Below are 3,510 nucleotides of genomic sequence, written 5' to 3'. Positions count from 1 at the left end.
AGATGAATTAATAGATTATATGCTATCACTTTTACAATGTTGATGAATGCGAGCGACATTAATGTCGGTACCAAAGGGGGAGAAGAAATGGTTTATAGATTTAATAAAGAAAATTTTAATAAAAATGCATCAAAAAATGTTAAAGAGAAAATTAAACATATACTTGATGAAATAGAAAATAAAGAAGTTGAGTTTGATGAAAACAATAACGGAACAATAAAAATCGATTGGTATGGCGTAGAGCATGAACTTTATCCAGTACAAAAGAGCTGGTGTATTGAAGCTGATATTTAATGAAATTATTACGAATTAATGGAGTGATAAGCTTGGATTTAAAAATAATGAAATCTACAGGTAATGAATGGTATAGCAAGTGTATAGGAGAAAGATTTACTATCCATTCTGAAAGTAAAAAAGGTGGTAGAGGTAAATATGTAGTAAGAATACCTAAACACCTTAGATGGCTTATGAATGGCTATATGTATGGTTGGGTTGATAAAGAACATTGTATATTGCTCAAACCATTACCAACAAATTATAAATTAATTAGTTTCAATGGTCATGGAGCATTAGAGGTTTATAAGGAGGAAGAGTAATGAAAATAAAAAATTTAATAAAGAAATTAGAAGAATTAGATGGCGAAAAAACTATAGGAATTATTGATTATGAAGAAGGTAAAGAAGATTTAGATTTGCTTGTTCTTAGGAATACCTACACTAATGGCAAAAGTGATTATTTGATTGAGTAAAACAATTCGTATTTTTAAAATTAGTGGTAGCGAACAATTCAAAAGAATAAATTACGAGCATTTTGAAATTATTGCGAATAAATGGAGGGAAGATGAATGAAAAGATATTTTGATATACCAGTAGAAAGATTAACACTACAAATAGATGTTAATGAGATAGGAATGAAATATACAGTAGATAAAATAGAAAAGGCTTTAAAGATAACTGGATTAAGAGAAGTAGATAGAAAAGAATATAACAGATTAAATAAAGAATATGGAGCATAATGAAATTATTGCGAAAGAGAGGGTTCAAAATGAAATGTACAGATTGTGAAGGCTATTATTTAGGTTGTGATACAGAAGTGTTTAACTATGGTTATGAACAAGATAAAGCAGAAGAGTGTATTTTTTTTACCGAACTAGAAATTATAAAGTTTGATGAATAATTCAAAAAGAGGAGGAAGTTATGGGTATATATGCTTTATATAAAGGGGAACAAATGCTTTCTACAGGTACAATATATGAAATAGCAAACGAGGTTGGGGTTGAGGTAAGGACAATAAAATATTATGGAACCAACGCCTATAAAAGAAAGCTAGAAAAAAGAAATGTAAGAAATGCTCGTGAGTTAGTTAAGTTAGATAAAGAATAATTCAAAGATAGAAGTTTGAAATTATTGTTAGTTAAAAAGTAGGTGAAGATTTATGATAATTAAGTGCAAATGTCCAAAATGCAATAAAATAGTAACAATAAAAGTTAATCAAGAAAGCAGAAGAAAAGCAACAATAGTAAAGCGTGGAATTATTGAAATGTATAGAAATGTTTTTAACTGTGTAGTTGCTCATGGTGAAAAATATATTGAAGAATATGATAAATGGTAACGAGTAATTCAAAAATTAAGTAAGTTAAAATTAGGAGATAAGAAAATGACTTTTTTGAAAAAAGGATACCAACCAACAAGAAAAGTAGAAACACCATCATTGCCTAGACCACCAAAGATTCAGCCGCAAAGAAATAGAATAGTGACTATTTCAAAAAAGTTAGAAATGAGTTGGATATTTGATGATGAAGTGAATGAGTATCTAGAGCAAGGGTGGAAATTAAACAGAATCGAGACAGTTTATAAAGATAATGAAATATATCTAATAGGATTTCTACAAAAATATTAACGAATAACTCAATTGGAGAGAATAGAAGAGAATACAGATAATGTTATATGCTTCTATTCTCATAAGATAATCAAATTCAATTAATTAATAAGGAGGAGAAGAACATGGAGAACTTAAATTATAGAAATTGCAACGAAGAAGTAACTGTAAAATTAATAGGTAAATTAACAATGGAGTTTCCAGAGCTAGAGGTTAACCTACCAAGACAACTAGAAATAAAAAGATTAGTAGAAGAAGTTTTATATGGGTATGAGGTTACTACAAAAGAAACAGCATTAGTGACAAGTGATCTTGAGGATAAGGTAAACTATTTCCTAGCGACTAAAAAGCTTGAAGGTTTATCAGTAGCTACTTTAAAGAATTATAGCTATAACTTAAGAAAATTATGCAAATTCTTCAATAAGCCAGTATCTATGATTACAAGTGCTGACATTAAAATGTTCATGTATGCAGAAAGTAGTACCAAGGGTGCTGCTGGAATGAACACATTTATGACACCTATTAAATTATTCTTTGCATGGCTTCAAAATGAAGAATTTATAATTAAGAATCCATGTTCTTCAATAAAGCCAGTTAAGGAACCTAAAAGAGAGAAAAAGCCACTTAATGAGGAACAAGTTGAAATGTTAAGAGATTGTATGCTTAGTAGAAGAGATAGAGCAATATTAGAATTTTTCTTATCAACTGGTTGTAGAGTAGCTGAAGTTGGTAATGTTAAGGTAAGCGATTTAGATATGACACATAAGACTTTATTAGTTATAGGAAAGGGAAATAAGGAAAGAAGAGTATATTTTACAGAAAGATGTAAAAGGTCAATACTTAATTATCTTAGAGAACGTGAGGAGCAAGGAATAATCAGCGAATATTTATTTTGTTCTTCAAAGGCACCAAAGAAAAAATCAATCAATACAGAGCTATATAAGAAATTAAATAATAGAGGTTATCAAGTTATAGTGGATAAGATGCAGAAAATGGCCAATATAGAAATGAGAATCACTCCACATACACTAAGGCATACTTTTGCAACATTTGCTTTAAGAAGCGGTATGAAACCAGAGGTAATCCAGCAAATTTTAGGTCATAATGATGTTGGTCTTACATTACGTGTATATGCAAAAGTAGCACAAACAGATGTTGAATATTCATATAGAAAATTAGTGTCATAAAAGAAAGGATAGAGAATGGACAAGTTGATATTAATATTCTTTATAGTAGATATAATAATAACAATTTTACAGTTGATTATATGTGTAAAAATATCAAAAAAACATGAGGTGATGAAATGAACATAAACATAAAAAAGAGAGTAGAAAATGATTTAAGAGAATATCCATTTTTATTAATTGCAGTAGATGCTGGAGGACTTGGTTATCCTACTAATTATGAAATTGTTAAAGATGTTAAGCATCCTAGTACAATGAAAGGGAGTTTTGTTGAGAGTTGTGTAATTGATGAGGAATACAATAAAAAGAAAGTTGATAAAATTACAAGAGCTTTAGAATTATTAGATATAACAGAGAAAGAAATAGTTGAAGAATGTTATTTTAGAAATACTTATACTAATCAGCAAATAATAGCCAATATGTGTATGAGTAAGGCAAAATTCTATAA

Annotated in this window: 10 protein-coding genes; all 10 read left to right on the top strand. The window is 28.8% G+C overall.

All coding sequences use genetic code 11. The features are described from left to right. The first annotated feature begins 87 nt into the window (after positions 1 to 87). On the top strand, positions 88 to 294 hold the full coding sequence (locus I4V51_RS20515; protein WP_195990294.1) for a hypothetical protein: 207 nt from the start codon (positions 88 to 90) through the stop codon (positions 292 to 294). A gap of 32 nt (positions 295 to 326) precedes the next feature. Beyond that, complete coding sequence (locus I4V51_RS20510) at positions 327 to 596, top strand: hypothetical protein (RefSeq protein WP_195990293.1); 270 nt, start codon at positions 327 to 329, stop codon at positions 594 to 596. Beyond that, complete coding sequence (locus I4V51_RS20505; protein WP_195990292.1) at positions 596 to 748, top strand: hypothetical protein; 153 nt, start codon at positions 596 to 598, stop codon at positions 746 to 748. The genes I4V51_RS20510 and I4V51_RS20505 overlap by 1 nt, the downstream gene beginning before the upstream one ends. A 96-nt stretch (positions 749 to 844) precedes the next feature. Then, positions 845 to 1,015, top strand: coding sequence for a hypothetical protein (locus I4V51_RS20500; protein ID WP_195990291.1), 171 nt, complete (start codon positions 845 to 847; stop codon positions 1,013 to 1,015). 29 nt (positions 1,016 to 1,044) lie between these two features. Further along, the gene (locus tag I4V51_RS21450) at positions 1,045 to 1,176 is read left to right on the top strand and encodes a hypothetical protein (RefSeq protein WP_279325465.1); all 132 of its coding nucleotides are present in this window, start codon (positions 1,045 to 1,047) and stop codon (positions 1,174 to 1,176) included. Positions 1,177 to 1,196: 20 nt separating this feature from the next. Next, positions 1,197 to 1,382, top strand: a complete 186-nt coding sequence (locus I4V51_RS20495; protein WP_195990290.1) for a hypothetical protein — start codon at positions 1,197 to 1,199, stop codon at positions 1,380 to 1,382. 52 nt (positions 1,383 to 1,434) lie between these two features. Continuing rightward, on the top strand, positions 1,435 to 1,611 hold the full coding sequence (locus tag I4V51_RS20490; protein ID WP_195990289.1) for a hypothetical protein: 177 nt from the start codon (positions 1,435 to 1,437) through the stop codon (positions 1,609 to 1,611). Positions 1,612 to 1,656: 45 nt separating this feature from the next. Further along, complete coding sequence (locus I4V51_RS20485; protein ID WP_195990288.1) at positions 1,657 to 1,899, top strand: hypothetical protein; 243 nt, start codon at positions 1,657 to 1,659, stop codon at positions 1,897 to 1,899. A 104-nt stretch (positions 1,900 to 2,003) separates the two neighbouring features. Further along, positions 2,004 to 3,065: a tyrosine-type recombinase/integrase gene (locus I4V51_RS20480; RefSeq protein ID WP_195990287.1), complete on the top strand. Its 1,062-nt coding sequence runs from the start codon at positions 2,004 to 2,006 to the stop codon at positions 3,063 to 3,065. 116 nt (positions 3,066 to 3,181) lie between these two features. Further along, positions 3,182 to 3,510, top strand: a 329-nt coding sequence (locus tag I4V51_RS20475) for a nitroreductase (protein ID WP_195990286.1), incomplete at its 3' end; no start/stop codon positions are given.

It is taken from the genome of Clostridium sp. D53t1_180928_C8, assembly GCF_015667795.1.
Taxonomy (GTDB): domain Bacteria; phylum Bacillota; class Clostridia; order Clostridiales; family Clostridiaceae; genus Clostridium.
Note: the sequence above shows the minus strand (reverse complement) of the source record. Positions and strands in the feature narration are given on the sequence as shown.